The sequence below is a fragment of the Streptomyces silvisoli genome (genome assembly GCF_029269905.1).
Taxonomy (GTDB): domain Bacteria; phylum Actinomycetota; class Actinomycetes; order Streptomycetales; family Streptomycetaceae; genus Streptantibioticus_A; species Streptantibioticus_A silvisoli_A.
In genome coordinates this window covers 345355-361204 of the sequence record NZ_JARJBC010000001.1, presented here as the reverse complement: position 1 = coordinate 361204, position 15850 = coordinate 345355, and the positions used below count along the sequence as shown (strand labels likewise).

The window sequence follows — 15850 nt, the reverse complement described above, 5'->3', positions numbered from 1 at the left end:
CACTGCTGCGGAAGACTTCCACTGGATGCCCCGGGCGCTTGAATCCGAAGGACACCGCCCAACAGGCCTTGACGGGAGGTGAATTGGGCGGTGTCGGGGCGTGGTTCGACGCACCCGGGGCCGGGCGTGAGAACTCCGGTCAGTGGAAGGATCGTTCGAAGGCGGCGAAGGCGGCTTCCTGCCGCCACTCAACGGCTGCCTTCGGGCTCGCTTCGAGTAGCCGTAGGCAAGCGCCCCTCGGTGGTGCGCTGCCAGGGTGCTGTCCGCGGCATTCGGTGACGGGGTGGTAGCCGTCGCGTGTCGGGTTGTCCTGCCACAGGCTGCGGCCGGGCAGGAAGGCGTACTGGAGCGAGGCGCGCGCCAGGTCCTTCAGGTCGACGTAGCCGAGGTGATACGTGGTGGCGGCGTACTGGTACTCGTGGGTGATGTCGATGCGGGAGACCCCTGGGTCGTCGGTGGCCAGCACGACCGGGACCCCGTACGCACGGTAGGTGGTGAAGGGGTGATCGGCGCCCTTGACACCGAGGATCTGGGCGTTGCTGCTGAAGGGGACTTCGACGGCCACCTGGCGGGCCGCCATGGTCCGCGCCAGCTGCTGCCAGTTGTTCTCGTGAACCAGGTCCACGCCGTGGCCGATGCGTTCGGCATGGGCCACGTTGACGGCCTGGTTGATGTGAAAGGTCAGATCCTCCGGCTTGGCCAGGCCCGGCCACAGCTCACCGGCGTGCAAGGTGATGTGGGCGCGCGGATACGTGCCATGTAGGTAGTCGAGCATGCGCATCTGCGTGCGGTAGTTACGCAGAGCGCTGTCGCCGTCCTCGGGCTGGACGAGGTTGACGGCGACGAAGCGCGGATCCCGCTCGGCCAGCCGCATGCCCAGTTCCATCTGAGTGAAGACCCGCGCGGGGGTGCTGCCCCGAGACACCTGCGAGATCCAGCGTACGGTCAGTCGGCAGCCCGGCGCGGGCCGGGAGGTTCCGCAGTGTGAGGCCGCGCGGAACTCGGCGTCGGCGTCGTCGGCTTCCTTGCGTGCCTCGTCCACGAGGCGGTCCAGTTTGCCGTCGGCGACCAGCTTGCCGTGGAGCCGGTTGAGGTCGTCGTCCCAGCCAACCTGGTCGGCGAGCCTCTTGGCGTCGTCCGAAGCGGGGCTGACCATCGTCTCCAGGTAGAACTGGTTCTGCGCGACGACGCCATCGGCGACTTTGGCCAATAGCTTTCCGCGATGCCGCCACGTCACTTCACCGAACTTGCCGAACGCGTCGAAGAAGTGGTCGTGCCCGGACTGGTCCGGCGGGAAGTCCTGCATGGACCAGGCACGCACCAACTCGTCGTGAAAGACACGGTCGTTGCGGGCGTCCGCAGCCGGTCGCGTCCCGGACCCGCATGGCGGTTCGACGGCTGTCATCGTCTTGCCGTCAACGCACAGCCCGTCCTCGGCGGCCAGCTCGATCAGGTACTCGGTAGGGACCGCACCGGAGAGGTGGTTGTGCAGGTCGCCTCCCTTGGGCAGATGCGAGAAGAAGGCCCGCGACCGCACCGGGTCCTGGCGGATCGACTCCAGAAAGGCGCTGGTACGCGCCTCGGCTGGCGTCTGCTGCCGCGAGACAGGCGCTGACGGGGACTGTGTACCCGTCGGCTCCGCGGCGGCAGGAAGTGCGGACAACACCGCCACCACACTGAGGGTGGTCAGGCCGACTCCGAGAACCCGGCGACGGCCCACCACGTGATCACGTTCACCGTTCATGAAGGACATGATCGCCGCGCGGCCGAGGCTGCCGACGCTTTTCCGACAAGGTTCACTCAGAAGGAACGAACGCGACTTCCCGCCTCACCGGGCCTCGTCCACGTGGGCTACCACGCAGCTGACGTTGTCGGGGCCGCCGCGGCGGTTGGCCTGGTCGACGAGTTCGCGTGCCGCCTGTTCCGGGGCGAAGTCGGCCGCGAGGACCTCGCGCAGGGTCTCGACCGGCACCACTTCGAAAAGGCCGTCGGAGCACAGCAGATAGCGGTCGCCCGGACGCGCGTCGTGCAGGCGGACGTCCGGGGTGACTTCGGTGGCACCGGTCAACGCCTTCGCGAGTAGCGCGCGTTGCGGGTGCGAGGCGGCCTCCTCCTTGGTGAGGCGGCCTTCGTCCAGCATCGTCTGCACCGCCGTGTGGTCATGGGTGATCTGCAACAGCTGTCCGTCGCGCAGCAGATAGGCCCGGGTGTCGCCGATGTGCACCAGCGCCAGTTGGGTTCCGGTCCAGAGCATCGCGGTCAAGGTGGTGCCCACTTCTTCCGGTACGGGATCGACGGCGGCGACGCCGTGCACCGCTTGCTGAGCCTGGCGCACCGCGTCCTCAAGGGCGTTGAGCAGGTTGCCCGTCGTTATCCCGTTGGTTTCCAGGCGCTTGACCGCGTCGATCGCGGCGGCACTGGCCTGCTCGCCGCCGCCGCCGAAGCCGTCGGCGACGGCGAGCAGGCGGGATCCGGCGTAGGCGGTGTCCTGGTTGGTCTCGCGGACCAGTCCGGTGTCGGTCAGCGCGGCGTAGTGGATCTCCAGCGGATTGGCGGTCAGGGTCATCTCGGCGTCCTTCCGGGACAGATGGTCTATGAGGAAGGCGGCCAGGTCCCGCCGGGCGGCGATGTCGGCCTCGAACCGCGCCCAGAACGCCCGCACCTCACGCGCCGCCTCGGGCGGATCCATCGTGCGGATCTGCCGGATCCGGGCCAGCGGCACCCCGAGCCGGCGCAGCCAGGCCACCAGCCGGGCCTGCTCCAGTTGCTCGGGGTCGTACAGGCGGTAGCCGGTCGCCGGGTCGACCCTCGCCGGGGTCAGCAGTCCCAACTCGTCGTAAAGGCGCAGTGCCTTCGGTGACAGACGGGACGCCTTGGCGAAGGCTCCGATGGTCAGCAACCCCATGCCCGCTCCTCCTCATGCCGGGCCCTCGCCCGACGCCCTCGATGCTGTGGCCTGCCCCAGGGGGAAGGTCAACTTCGGGTCCGTGTGAGGACGGTAACCGGCCCGTTGCGCTCCTAGCGGGGCGCCGTGGCCGGTCACCAGGAGGTGAGCGAGCCCTCTGGAGGAGCGGGGCGGACCCCGGCCGGGTGGCGGGGGTCCGCGGCGCTCATGCCGGGGCTCAGCGGCGACGGCCGGGGCGGGTCCAGATGTCGTTGACGGGCTCGGCGTACAGGTCGTTCTTCGTCAGGCTGGGCAGGTGGAGTGCGGCCTCGATGGTGCGCAGCACGCTGTAGTGCGTGTAGCGGACGTTGGACGTGGCGCCGGCCCGGACTCCCTGGGAGCCGAGCACGATGGTGGGGATGCGCTGCAACTGCTGCTGGCCGTCGGCCGCGTCCTCGTCCCAGGTGAGGACGAGCAAAGAGCGCTGCTTCTTCCACGCCGGGGAGTCGAAGATGGTCGGCAGGGTCCGGGAGAGCCAGGTGTCTCCGGCGGTGACGCCGCAGCCTTCCATGTCGTCGCAGTCGTCCGCGCTGAGCCAGGAGAAGGTCGGGGTGGTCGACGTCTTCCGCAGGTCCGTGCTCAGCTGGGTGAGCGGCTTCAGGTGCGCCTGGCAGTTGGCCGGGTTGTCCTTGACGTCCTTGAAGAAGTAGAAGGGCAGATCGTCAATGGTGTAGGCGCCGTGCCCGGTGGTGTCGCAGGAACCGTTGGCGTTCTCCATGTATCCGCGCCAGGTACCGCCGGCCTTGGTGACCAGGTCGCCTATGTGCGGGGCGTTGACGGTGCTGCTGAAAGGGGTGTTGTCGTTGACGTTGAACAGGCTGCCGCCCGCCAGCGCGACGTAGTTGGGGTCGCTCGGGTGGGTTTCGGCGACGGCGTTGGTGAGGTTGGCGCCCTTGGGCACGAGGCTGTTGATGTAAGGCGCCGCAGTCTTGTTGCCGATGATGCCGTTGTAGTCCTGGTTCTCCAGCATCACGACGAAGACGTGGTCGTACCCGGGCACGTCGGCCTTCGGTGCGGTGGCCTTGCGCGGGGCCGGCACCGGTGCGGAGATCTTGAGCGACAGGTTGTCCGCGTAACCCTGGGCGTGGCCGCGGCGGTCGTGCGGCTGCGGGCCGGTGATGGTGAGTACGGTACGGATCGAGCGGGTGCCGGCCGGGATCTTGCCCACCGCCTGCTCGGGAAGCAGTTCGGTGGTGTACTTGCGCATCTGCGGGGTGACGGGGCCCAGCGTCGCGGTGCCCAGTGCCCTGCCCTTGGCGTTGAGGAAGGTGCTGGTCACGCTGGCGTTGTCGGTGGAGACCCCGCTGCCGCCGAGCCAGCCCGTCAGGTTGTAGGTGACGGTGCCGCGATCGATGCGCTTGGCCGCGGCCCTGACGTCCGCGGTCTGGGTCGCCGTGCTGGTGCCGCCTCCGCCGCCGGAGAAGAAGTTCCTGCCGCGGTCCTTGGGACCGGTGGTGGTGGGCGTGGGGAAGTTGGCGATGCCCTCACCGCCCTGGGCGCCGTAGGCGACGGAGTTGAGCAGGCCGGTGACCTTCCATCCGGGGACGGTGTTGGTGTCCACGCCGACCTGACTGCCCTCGCCCTGCTCAGCGTCGCCGTTGACGATCAGGTTCGGACCCGAGCCGGTGTTGGGGGCGGTCGGCGGCGTGGTCGGCGGCTGCGGTGCCGGGTCCGCCTGGACGGTGAGCGGGACGGGGCCGGCCAGGCTCGTGTAGCCGTCGTTGTACAGGTAGTAGACGTCATAGGCGCCCGGGGTCAGCGCGGTGGTGTCGAAGGAGACCGTGCCGTTGGCGTTCGGGGTGTACTGCCACAGGGTGGAGCCCTGCGAGCCCGGCTTGACCCCGGCCGGGTAGATGCCGACCCAGTTCTTGGCACTGAGGTTCGCCGCGGGCGTCGAGTAGTCGAACGTGACCGACTGGCCCTGGTAGAGCGGCCCAGAACCGGCCTCGGACAGCGTCGGGCCACCGGCCGTCGACGGCGCGGCCGAAGCGGCCGGTACGGGGGCTGAAAAGGCTTCGGACGCGCCGGTGACCGCCAGGCAGAGCGCTACCGCGGTGATGGTGGAGAGCCGACGGCCGTCACGGCGCCGGGAAAGTTGTTTAGACATGTTGGGGACTTTGGCGAAGCACCCCGGCAGCCACAACAGCTCTCAATGGGTGGGCAGATGACCATGCGGGGAACTCTTGGGGCAGGCGGGAGCCATATGGTGTTATTCCCGGTGATGTGAACCCGGCGCCCAACCGACCTGCCGAAAGCGCTCTGGATACCCGTGACCGGCGTGCCAGCCCCGGGGGTCCACTCCGCCCGGGACGGCGGTGGGGGGCTCGTAGGGCTGGCGGGTGAGGACGAAGCTGCCGATGTCCAGGTGGCTGGCGGCGCCGTCGGCGTTCCTGACCACCCGTAGCCGCTCACCGGTGTAGTAGCCGTCCAGGCCGGTCCAGGTGCCGTCCGGCTCCGCGCTGAAGCGCGAGCTGCGGCCCACCGCGCCCAGCGCGGTCAGCTCCAGGGCGCGGTCCGCCCGCAGCCGTAGGGTGAAGGGGGCCGCGCCCCAGTACCAGGGACCGGTGAGCGCCAGCAGTTCCTGGTCGACGTCGCCCAGTGGGCGCCAGGGTTCCGGGATGCGCGGCTCGTGCTCGGCGACGATCCGGATCAGGTCGGCCGCTATCGCCGTGGTGTTCATCCCCGAGGTCACGTTGGCCAGCGTGACGGCCGCCACGTCGTCCGCCTCGCTCACCCACACGCTCGCCAGGAACCCGGGCATCGAGCCGCCATGGCCGTACAACAGCCGTCCGTCTCGCCGGATGAGCTGGAGGCCCAGGCCGTAACCGGCCGTCCACTCCCGGTCGCTGGGCTCCGTGGCGGGTCGGCGCATCTCGGCGGCCGTCGCCGGGGCGAGCACCTTGTCGTCGCCGGTGGCGAGGAACGCCGCCCAGCGGCACAGGTCGGCGGCGGTGGACCACAATTGGCCCGCGGGCGCCATCACCCCGGTGTCCTCCAGGGGTTCGGGCAGCATGACGTCCGCCCACGGATGCACGGCGAAGCCGCCCGCGTGCGGGGCCTGCGGCAGCAGCGTGGTACGCGTCATGCCGAGTGGTTCCAGCACCTCCCGGCGCAGCACCTCGCCCCAGGGCGCACCGCGCAGCCGGGCCACCAGCGCGCCCAGCAGGGCGTAGCCGGGGTTGGAGTAGTGGAACCGGCGACCGGCGGGATGGCGCACCGGCTGCTCCCCCAGCACATCCACCAGGTCGGGCCGCAGTTCACCGGGCGTACGCTCCCACCACGGTCCCGGTGTCTCGGCGGCCAGGCCCGAGGTGTGCGCGAGCAGCTGATGGACCGCCAGAGCACCGGCGGGTGTGCCGGGCAGGTGCCGTTCCAGCGGGTCGGCGAGGTCCAGCAGCCCCTCGTCGCGCAGCCGCAGCACGAGTACGGCGACGAAGGACTTGGTGAGCGAGCCGATCCGGTACTGCACGTCATCGGTCGGCTGGTGGTCGTCGAACATGCTGCGCGCCCCGGTCCACACCGTGCGCCCGTCCCGTACCACCGCGCCCACCAGGGACGGTGTACGCCCCTCCGCCTGGCCGACGGCCAGGCGGTGCAGCAGGGCCCGGCGTGTGGTCGGCAACAACGCCTGCGGTACGACGTCCATCTGGCACCTCATCCCTCGACCCCTGGCGTCCGAACCGGTCGACCGTACCGGCGCACCAACCGGGCAGCCCAACGAATTTCGGTGTCCCCGTGACGGATCCACCGATAGCCCTGTGATTCCACGCCAACGGGGCTTCAGTACCCTGGAATCCTTGCCCCACAGGGAAGTTGGATTACGTGAACGCTCAACGAGTAGCCGAGCTCATATCCTTCGCGCGGCAGCACTCGCCGTACTACCGCGACCTCTACTCAGGCCTACCGGCCGAGACGACGGACCTCACCGCACTGCCACTGGTCGATCACACGGCGTACTGGAAGGCGCACGGTGAGCCGGTCAGCCAGGTGCTGACCGGGCCGCACACCGAGGGCATCGTCTTCAAGACCGGCGGCACCACGGGCACTCCCCGGGTGTCCCAGTACACCCGGGACGAGTGGCGGGCGATGAGCCGCCGGTTCGGCGACGGGCTGCCCGCGGCCGGGCTGCGCGCCGGGGACCGGGTGGCCAACCTGTTCTACGCCGGGGAGCTGTACTCCAGCTTCGTCTTCACCCTCAACTGCCTTCAGGACGCGCCGGTTCCCACCGTCCAGCTGCCGATCGGCGGCGGCAGCCCGCTTGACTTCACGGTCGGCGCACTGCGTGACTTCAACGCCACCGTCATCGCCGCGCCGCCGACCTCGCTGTGCCGTCTGGCGATCGAGGTGGTCAACACGGTCGGCACACTGCCCGGCGTCCGGCTCGCCCTGTTCAGCGGTGAGGCGCTCTACGGCGATCAACTCTCGCTGCTGGACAAGGCGTTCCCCGGCATCGAGGTCCGCTCGATCGGCTACGCCAGCGTGGACGCGGGCGTGCTGGCCGGACCGGTCGCCGGGGAACCCGACCCCCGGGTGCACGAGGTGTTCGCCCCGGACAAGGTCGTGGAGCTGCTGGACCCGGAGACCGGTGAGCCCGTCGAGGAACCGGGGCGCCCCGGCCGGGTCGTTGCCACGGACCTGGTGCGGCGGCTGATGCCGGTGATCCGTTACCCCGTCGGCGACATGGCCGAGTGGGTGGACTTCCCGCAGCGCCGCTTCCGGCTGCTCGGCCGCTCCGAGGAGGGGGCCCGGGTCGGGGTGGTCACCGTGTACCTGGAGGATCTGCGGCAGCTGGTCGAGACCGTGGACAAGCAGGGCCTGGTCGCCGGGGTGCAGGTGGTGCTGCGGCACCGGGAGACCAGGGACGAGCTGGTGCTGCGGCTGGCGGCGCACTCCTCGGGCGACGCCGCGGACCGCCGGCTACTGGAGCGTGCGTTGACGGAGCGGTTGGCTTCCGTACGGCCGATGTTCGACGAGCACGTACGGGAAGGCAAGATCCATCCGCTGGCGTTCGAGTGGGTGGGCCTGGACGGTCTGATCCTCAACGCCCGTACCGGCAAGCTGGTTCGGCTCATCGACGAGCGGATGGACTGAGCTGCCGGGCACACGAAGAGTCCCGCCGCCGGGCCAAGTCCGGCGGCGGGACTGTCCTCGCCGCGGGTCAGCTGTTGCGGGCCCGGCGGTCCACGACGGCCAGGAGCTTGCCGCTGGCGGCGGTCTGCTCGAAGCGGTCGGCGGGCGACCACTCCACGCGCAGCTCGACCATCCGGTCCCGGCGCACCGCGATGTCCAGCGCGTGGTACTCGTCGAGGAAGACCCGCACCGCGTCCTCCTCGGACCGGGTGGCCTCGCCCTCCAGTCGTACCGTCAGCCGCTCGTGGGCGTTCGCGTCCTCGTCCAGCAGGAGCTGCACGGCCCCGGTGTGGCCCAGCGCGTCCTCGGCGACGGCGGTGAACCTGCGGTAGTTGAGGAAGTGGCTGCCGCTGCGGAAGATGTCGCCGAACCGGCCCAGCAACTCGAAGCGCGGTGTACGGCGGCCGCATTCGCAGTCGCCCGCGACCCAGCGGCCCAGGTCACCGATCTCGTAGCGGTCAAGTCGCTGGCCGCGCCGGGTGTGCGCGGTGAACACCAGTCGTCCGGTCTCACCGACCGGCGCGGGCCGGTCCTCGTCCAGCTCCAGGATCTCCAGGGTCTGCAGACCGCTGAACAGATGGTGCACCCGTGCCGATGAGGCACCGCACTGGTAGCCCAGCGGCCCGGCGTCGACGCTGCCGTAGGCGGCCGAGCGGATCAGCTCGACGCCGAACTCCTCGCGAAGCCAGGCCTGTTGGCTTTCGGGGAAGTGCTCACCGCCGTAGAAGATCTTGCGCACTCCGCGGTACTCGCGCAGTTCCTCCGCACCCTCGGTGAACACCCGCAGCAGGTAGTTGGGCATGCCGAGGATGGTGTCCACCCGGTGTTCGACGATGGAGCGGGCCACCTCGACATGGTCCTGCTGCGCGGCCATCGGGAACTGCACGGCGTTGAGGGTCTCCAGCACCGAGAAGAAGCTGGGGAAGCCGCCGTAGAGCAGGCCGCCGAAGAAGAGGTTCATGGCCCGGTCGGTGCGCGGCTCGAATCCGGCGGCCAGCAGGCCCTCCGCCCCGTGGCGCATGTGCTCGTGGTAGTCGTCCCAGGTGAAGGCGGACAGCTTGGGCGCGCCGGAGCTGCCGCCGCTGCGGAAGAACACCTCGGCCCGGCTCAGGTCGGTCTGCAGTTGCTCGAAGTCGGCCTTGGCGGTGATCGGCACGGCGGGTGCGGGCAGTTCGCGTGCGCCGACCAGGTCGTCCAGGCAGGCGTCGGTGGCGAACCTGGCGTCGAGTTGGACGTCCACCCGGCGGCTGTAGCGTTGGAGCGCGTAGACGCCGTCGTGCGGTTCGCCGTTGTAGCTGCCGAGCATTTCGCCGGGCACGGTTACCCGTTGGGCGCCGGCGGCCAGCACGGCGGCGGCCAGTTCGGCGGTGTCGCACCGGTCGGCGCCCAGGCCAACGGTCTGCAGGTAGCGGCGCATCGGGCGCAGCACCTCCTGGATCCGCTTGCGCGGCAGGGGCTTGACCCACACCGTGCGGTGCAGCGGGGAGGCCCGCAGCGCGCTACGGGTGTCCGCCAGGACGTGCCAACTGCCGTCCGGTGCGGCGTGTACCCGGGTGAGGTCCAGGTGCTGCTCCAACTCGGCCACCAGGACGGTGTTGGTGATCTCCGCGCTCTCCAGCAGCTCCGGCTCGGCTGGGCTCAGGGTGCTGACGGCGTCGGCGAGTGCGGTACTGAACCGCTCGGCGAAGGCGAAGACCTCTTCGGTGTCGTCGGTGTCCAGGTAGATGACCTGCGGGCTGGAACACGCCTGCTGGTTGAGGCGGCAGATGTCCGCGGCCACCGCGCGCAGCGTGTCGGGGGCGGACCAGGTGTCCGCGGTGAGGTAGGCGAAGGAGAGCTTCGGCCCCCAGTCGACCAGTCGGCAGCCGGGCCGTACCAGGGCGGCGACGCCCGCGATGGCCTCCTCCCCGCCCCAGGCGGCGACCGCGTCCGCGGCGGCGCACAGGCGTTCCAGCCAGCTGGTGCGGCTGGAGGGGAAGCCGAGCACGACCACCCGGCCGGCTATCTGCCCGGTGGGGTCGAGTTCGGCGAGAGTGGCCAGCAGTCCATGGGTGAAGCGCGAATCACCGCTGGTCTTGGCCACGTTGACGTTTCCGGCGAGCAGTCCCTCGACCACGCTGAGCGCTCCGGCGGCCGGCGCGTTGCCCGGGGTGATGTGCACCAGCAGGCCGACCGGCAGCCATGCCTCGAACACCTCACGGCGCAGGTCGAAGCGGGCCAGCCGACCGGGGTCGATGCCGCCCAGCTCACGGGTCAGCTTGGTCTCCAGGGCCTCCCGGCCGAGGGCCGCGGCGATGTCGCGCAGGGTGCGCGCCGACTCGTCCTCGGGCACCTCGGCCTCGCGCAGCAGCGCGGCAAGCCGCTGGGTGTGGGGGTCGTCCGGGTCGGTCAGCGCGGCGGCCAGGCGGTCGCAGGCCGCCACCACGACCAGCGGGCTGAAGGGCTGGGCCAGTGCGCCGGGAACGTAGTCGTCCAGCGCGTCCAGTCGGCGCTGCGCCTCGGCGTCGTCGACCCACTCGCCCTGCCAGTAGTGTCCGTTGGGTACCCAATCGGCGGTCATGACTTCCCCTTGATCAGTTCGGCGGCGGCGATGGCACAGCTGCGGTTGCGGCTCAGCCCGGCCCGGCCGTGCACGGTGAACCAGGGCGTGGGCAGCCCGCAGCCGCACTCCTCGGGGCCGTGCTGCGTGACCAGGTCGCCCATCAGAACGGACTGCGCCGGGACCGAGGTGATGTACGGGGAGACGAACTGGGCGTATCCGGGCTCCCCGTAGGGCAGCGGCTCCAGTGTGCGCACCGAGCGGACCAACATCCTTGACCAGGTGGGCACATGGAGGCGGTGCCGCGGGCACTCCATGTACAGCACGGAGTGCTCGGCGGCGCCGAATCCGTCGCGGATGCGTTCGTCGGGGATGCCCAGCTGGTCGTGGATGCGCTGGTAGAGCTCGGGCTTGGCCACCTGCTTGTCGGCGTGGCCCTTCCAGCCGCCACCGAAGACGACCAGCGACCGCGGGGACAGCTCCAGCGGCGGGATGCCCAGCTCGCGCATCCGGTCGAGGGTGAAGGAGAGGAAGGACGGGAACCCCAGGATGCGTACCGGCGCGCCCTCCTCGGCGTAGCGGATGAGGGCGCGGACACAGCCGAACGGGTCGAACTCATGGCCGTTGCCGGTGTGCTTGAGGGCGTACTCGACGGACCGTACGGGCGCGAAGTGGCACAGGTACTCGTCGGTGAACGAGCTGCCCAGGTTGAGCCCGGGACGCGGCTGGTAGTTGGAGAGCAGATAGTTGACCGGTTCGCTCTCCCCGATCCAGCCGTAGTGGTCGAAGACCCGGGCGACGATGCGCTGGCCGTTGCGCAGTGTCCAGTTGTCGAAGAACATCTGCGACTTCTGGCCGGTGGTGCCGGAGGAGGTGACGTGCAGTTTCACGTCGCCGGTGGGTATGGACACCACTTCGTGCGCCTTGAAGAAGTTGGCGTGCACGAACGGCAGTCGGTGCAGGTCGGCCACGTCCTCCAGCGGACGGTCCGCGGCGGCGCTGTCGGCCAGCATCCGGGCGAAGAACGGGGAGCGGGCGGCGTGCCAGGCGTTGGACTCGTTCATCGCCTGGGCGAACAGCCGGTCGTTGTCCGGGCCGACGACGTACGGCTCGGCGATGTCGCACAGCCGCTGTACGGCGGCGAGGGCGTCGGGATCGGGTACCGAGACCGGCCCCAGGTACTGGTTCACTGGAAAACCCCGCAGGTGTTGAGGTATTGCTGCTTCCACAGCTCGATGTACTGCTCGGTGAAGGGCTGGAACGCCATGTCGATGGCCAGGTCGTGGAAGTCCAGCGGCTGGAGGGTGCGGGCCATCACGACGTGGTCGCGGAACCATTCACTCTCTCCGTGCGACTCCCGGCGCATCGCCGGATAGGCGGCTGCGGGCAGGAAGCCGTGGGCGAGCAACCGGCACAGCTCCTCGTAGCGGTCCAGCGGCACCAGGGTTTCGATGTAGGAGGCGCCGTAGCCGCCCAGCCGCTCGATGAGCGGTTGGAGGTCGTCGCCGACGGCCGCGAATCCGGGCGCGGTGCCGATGAGTGCGCAGTAGCCGTCGGAACGGCTGAGTTGGGCGTACAGCTCGTACGCCCCGTCGGTGGCGGTCAGCATGATGTTGGGCGCGTGGAAGGGGTAGAAGCGCCGCGCCGGGTCGGGCACGACCTCGGCGAAGCGGCGCAGCACGAACTCGGGCGCGTCCACGAGTTCGACGTCGTGGTCCGCCGTACGGCCGCCTGGGACGCGGGGCGGGACCTCGTCGGTGATCTCGGTGTCGAGCGCGAACCCGGCGGAGCGCAACGCATGGACCAGACCGGCGAGTTGGGCGGGCACCCGGGGCACCGGGAGGCGTCGTTCCAGTACGCCTTCGCGGTGCCGGGCCAGCAGCACCATGGTCTCGTGGCGGGCGGCCTTGCGGAGGTTGGGGAAGATACCCAGGGCGTGGAAGCCGCTGCGCAGGCAGATGCGTTGTGGCGCCGTGGAGTTGGTGCGCGCGGTGGCGTACACGGAGTCGGCGGGCTGGTCACCGCTGAGCAGGGTGTCGCTGAGCTGCTGGACCGCCTGCCGGGCGGCGCCCGATCCGCGGGCGTCCGGGTGGACCACCAGGCCCTGGAGCTTTCCCAGGCCGTCCGACGGGTCGTGGTTGCCCACGATCGACCCCACCAACCGGCCGGTGCCCGGCTCGTCGGCGACGAGCCAGGTGGTCAGCGGTTCGCAGATCTCCCGGGCCATCACCTCCGGGTCGGTGCCGAGCGGCAGCGCGTAGTCGCGTCCGTAGACCTGCTGGTAGAGCCGGAGCAACCCGTCGATGTCTTCCAGAGTCGCGACGCGGAAATCGAGGGCCAAGGTACCTCCACACAGACATGGCACACCGGCGGATCAGCGCGGGTGTGCACGGGTGAAGCGGTTCCGCGGACGGTCACGGGGTGCCCGGTCGGGGCACCCGCGCCACAACGTCCCGAAAGTGGCGGAAGCGTAGGGAGAAGTCAGCTGTTGGCAGGATCTGCCGACGCATCACACACTAGCGGGTGATGCCCGAGGAAGATCGCATGGGGCACCACTGACCAGGCATTATGAAGGCGGTGTGCGACCAAGCTCACAGAATGGTCACATCCTGGAACTGACCGCGACAAGGGGGACTTTGACTTGTTCTAGGGGCAACTTGGGGTCTGGCCCGCCGGGTTGGTCCGGAAGCCGATCGGCAACGGCTGTTCGGCCCAGATGGTCTTGCCTTCTGGTGTGTAGCGGGTGCCCCAGCGTTGGGCGAACTGCGCCACCAGGAACAGGCCGCGGCCACCCTCGTCGTTGGAGCGGGCACGGCGCAGGTGAGGAGAGGTGTTGCTGCCGTCGGACACCTCACAGATCAGGTGTACGTCACGGATCAGCCGCAGGGCGATCGGCTCCGAGGCGTAGCGGATCGCGTTGGTGACCAGCTCGCTGACGATCAGTTCGGTGGTGAACGCCAGCTCGTCCAGGCCCCACCTCTCCAGTTGCTGCCCGGTGATGGTCCGGGCGTGCGCCACGGCGGTGGGTTCGCTGGTGAGGTCCCAGGTGGCGAAGCTGTCGGCGCTCAGCGCGTGCGGGCGGGCGACCAGGAAGGCGACGTCGTCGTGCGGGCGGTCCGGCAGCAGGGTGCGCACCATGTCGTCGCATATCTCCTCCAGCGGGCGGTCCGGATGGGCCAGGGCGAAGCACAGCCGCTCCAGACCGGTCTCCACATCACGGTCCGGGGAGGCGGTCACCAGACCGTCGGTGTAGAAGGCGAGCACACAGCCGTCGGGAATGGGGACCTCCGCGGCCTCGAAGGGCAGGCCACCAAGACCGAGCGGCGGTCCGGCCGGTATGTCGGGGAACTCGACCGCCCTGTCGAGGTGGGCGATGGCCGGGGGCGGATGGCCCGCGCGGGCGAAGGTGGCGGAGCGGGCGATGGGGTCGTACACGCCGTACAGGCAGGTGGCGCCGAGCACTCCGGTGCCGGGCCGGTCCGCCGTTTCCTCGTCGGCGGCCAGCCGCAGCACCAGGTCGTCGAGATGGGAGAGGAGTTCGTCGGGCGGCAGGTCGAGATCGGCCAGCGTGTGTACGGCGGTGCGCAGCCGACCCATGGTGGCCGCCGCATGCATGCCGTGGCCCACCACGTCGCCGACGACCAGTCCCACCCGGCTGCCGGACAGTGACAGCACGTCGAACCAGTCGCCGCCGACCCCGGCCTGGGTGTCGGCGGGCAGGTAGCGGTAGGCGGCCTCCACCGCGGTGTCCGCGGGCAGGTCCTGTGGGAGCAGACTGCGCTGCAGGGTCAGTGCGGCGCGGTGTTCGCGGGTGAAGCGCCGGGCGTTGTCGACGCACACGGCGGCGCGGGCGGCGAGCTCCTCCACCAGCAGCAGGTCGTCGGCGTCGAAGGACTCGGCGTTCCTCCAGCGCATCAGGGTGGCCACGCCCACGGTGATACCGCGGGCGCGCAGCGGGACCACCATGTGGGAGTGGACGCCCACCTCGTGCAGCTTCGCGGCGCGCGGCGGGTCATGGCGTAGCCAGGGCGTGGTCAGGTCCACCACGGCGTCAAGCACCGGCCGGCCGGTGGCCACGCAGCGGGCCTGCGGCGACACCGGTGGGTAGTTGGCGGGTTCACCGAGCGCCACCAGGACGTTCGGCGGGCCCGGCCGGATCGACCGGTGAGCGCTGCGGCGCAGGTCGGCGGTGTCCGACATGAGCAGCGGTTCCGGATCCTGCTCGCCGACCACGGAGGCCAGCAGGTCGACGGCGACGAAGTCGGCGACCGGCGGAACCAGCACCTCGGCCAGCTCCTGGACGGTGCGGTCCAGATCCAGGGTGCTGCCGATCAGGACGCTGGCCTCGTTCACCAGGGCCAGCCGCTGTCGGGCGCGGTGGTGGCTGGTGACGTCGAGCACCGCATGCCCGACGCCCACGGTGTGCCCGGCCGAGTCCTGCAGCCGGAAGGAGGAGCCGGATCGCACGTGCTGCCGGTGCGGATCGACCGCGGAGTCCACCTGTTCGACGGCGACCAGCGGCTCGCCGGTCTCCAGTACCTCCCGGGCCCGCGCCTCCGCCAGCGGCCCCGCGGCCCCGGGCATCGCGTCGCGCAGCCGACGGCCCAGCCGCAGCCGCGCGGGGACGCCGTCCATCCGCTCCAGCGCGGGGTTGATCATCAGGAACCGCAGTTGCGGGTCGACCACGGCCAGGCCGAACGGGGACTGGGTGAACAGCCCGCGCAGCACCGCCTGCTCGCGCTCCCAGGTCCGCATGGTGGCCAGGTCGGCGGCGACCACCAGCCAGCTCGCGCCCTTCCGGTCGGCGCCCAGCGGGCAGGCCTGCGCACCGACCTCCAGGCTGCTGCCGTCGCGGTGCCGTACCGTCAGCGCCGCCTGCCAGCCGCTGCCGGTGCGGTGCCGCAGCTTCAGCCCTTCGCCCGGGACGGCCAGCAGTTCCTTGGCCGGGTGGCCGATGACGTCCTGCTCCGCGTAGCCGAGCAGTTCCTGTGCGCCCCGGCTCCACCCCTGGATCAGGCCCTGCGGATCCACCACCAAGACGGCGGCATCGGTGACGTCGAACGGGCAGCGCCGAGTGTCGCTGCCGGACGCCTCGGGAGTGGTGATCGCCCCTGGCCGCACCCGTCAATTATCGCCCTTTCGGCGATCAACTGCATGGCACGGGCCGGGCCGCGGACGCCGCACGGGGTGCGGCCGCGGGCGGGCGCGCCCCACTCCCCCGTCCGGCGAGGAGCGCG

At 70.4% G+C, this 15850-nt stretch carries 9 protein-coding genes; 1 reads left to right on the top strand and 8 read right to left on the bottom strand.

The window, feature by feature from the left end; all coding sequences use genetic code 11:
- Positions 1-139: 139 nt before the first annotated feature.
- The 4 genes from P3G67_RS01620 to P3G67_RS01605 all read right to left on the bottom strand — a co-directional run bounded on the left by P3G67_RS01620 (position 140) and on the right by P3G67_RS01605 (position 6590).
- Positions 140-1744 carry an adenosine deaminase family protein gene (locus tag P3G67_RS01620; RefSeq protein WP_276091816.1) on the bottom strand — a complete coding sequence of 535 codons (1605 nt, stop codon included), beginning with the start codon at positions 1742-1744 and terminating at the stop codon, positions 140-142.
- 84 nt (positions 1745-1828) lie between these two features.
- Positions 1829-2905, bottom strand: coding sequence for a MerR family transcriptional regulator (locus tag P3G67_RS01615; RefSeq protein WP_276091815.1), 1077 nt, complete (start codon positions 2903-2905; stop codon positions 1829-1831).
- Positions 2906-3122: 217 nt separating this feature from the next.
- Positions 3123-5051 carry an alkaline phosphatase family protein gene (locus tag P3G67_RS01610; protein WP_276091814.1) on the bottom strand — a complete coding sequence of 643 codons (1929 nt, stop codon included), beginning with the start codon at positions 5049-5051 and terminating at the stop codon, positions 3123-3125.
- A gap of 102 nt (positions 5052-5153) precedes the next feature.
- The gene (locus P3G67_RS01605) at positions 5154-6590 is read right to left on the bottom strand and encodes a serine hydrolase domain-containing protein (RefSeq protein WP_276091813.1); all 1437 of its coding nucleotides are present in this window, start codon (positions 6588-6590) and stop codon (positions 5154-5156) included.
- 176 nt (positions 6591-6766) lie between these two features.
- On the opposite strand from P3G67_RS01605, the gene P3G67_RS01600 reads away from it, so the two are divergent.
- The gene (locus tag P3G67_RS01600; RefSeq protein ID WP_276091812.1) at positions 6767-8035 is read left to right on the top strand and encodes a phenylacetate--CoA ligase family protein; all 1269 of its coding nucleotides are present in this window, start codon (positions 6767-6769) and stop codon (positions 8033-8035) included.
- Between the two features lie 67 nt (positions 8036-8102).
- Here P3G67_RS01600 and P3G67_RS01595 read toward each other — a convergent pair whose 3' ends face one another.
- The 4 genes from P3G67_RS01595 to P3G67_RS01580 form a co-directional block, all read right to left on the bottom strand.
- Positions 8103-10634 carry an acyl-CoA reductase gene (locus P3G67_RS01595; RefSeq protein ID WP_276091811.1) on the bottom strand — a complete coding sequence of 844 codons (2532 nt, stop codon included), beginning with the start codon at positions 10632-10634 and terminating at the stop codon, positions 8103-8105.
- Positions 10631-11803, bottom strand: coding sequence for a LuxE/PaaK family acyltransferase (locus tag P3G67_RS01590; protein WP_276091810.1), 1173 nt, complete (start codon positions 11801-11803; stop codon positions 10631-10633). Before P3G67_RS01590 ends, P3G67_RS01595 begins: the two co-directional genes overlap by 4 nt.
- Positions 11800-12954 (bottom strand): GNAT family N-acetyltransferase, encoded by a 1155-nt coding sequence (locus tag P3G67_RS01585; RefSeq protein WP_276091809.1) that lies wholly within the window; start codon positions 12952-12954, stop codon positions 11800-11802. The genes P3G67_RS01590 and P3G67_RS01585 overlap by 4 nt, the downstream gene beginning before the upstream one ends.
- Positions 12955-13259: 305 nt before the next feature.
- Entirely contained in the window at positions 13260-15734 is a 2475-nt protein-coding gene (locus P3G67_RS01580) for a SpoIIE family protein phosphatase (protein ID WP_276091808.1), read from the bottom strand.
- Between the last annotated feature and the right edge of the window lie 116 nt (positions 15735-15850).

Excerpts from the sequence above, each read along its gene's own strand:
- P3G67_RS01620 (WP_276091816.1), bottom strand. The coding sequence starts at position 1,744 with ATGAACGGTGAACGTGATCACGTGGTGGGCCGTCGCCGGGTTCTCGGA.
- P3G67_RS01615 (WP_276091815.1), bottom strand. The coding sequence starts at position 2,905 with ATGGGGTTGCTGACCATCGGAGCCTTCGCCAAGGCGTCCCGTCTGTCA.
- P3G67_RS01610 (WP_276091814.1), bottom strand. The coding sequence starts at position 5,051 with ATGTCTAAACAACTTTCCCGGCGCCGTGACGGCCGTCGGCTCTCCACC.
- P3G67_RS01605 (WP_276091813.1), bottom strand. The coding sequence starts at position 6,590 with ATGGACGTCGTACCGCAGGCGTTGTTGCCGACCACACGCCGGGCCCTG.
- P3G67_RS01595 (WP_276091811.1), bottom strand. The coding sequence starts at position 10,634 with ATGACCGCCGATTGGGTACCCAACGGACACTACTGGCAGGGCGAGTGG.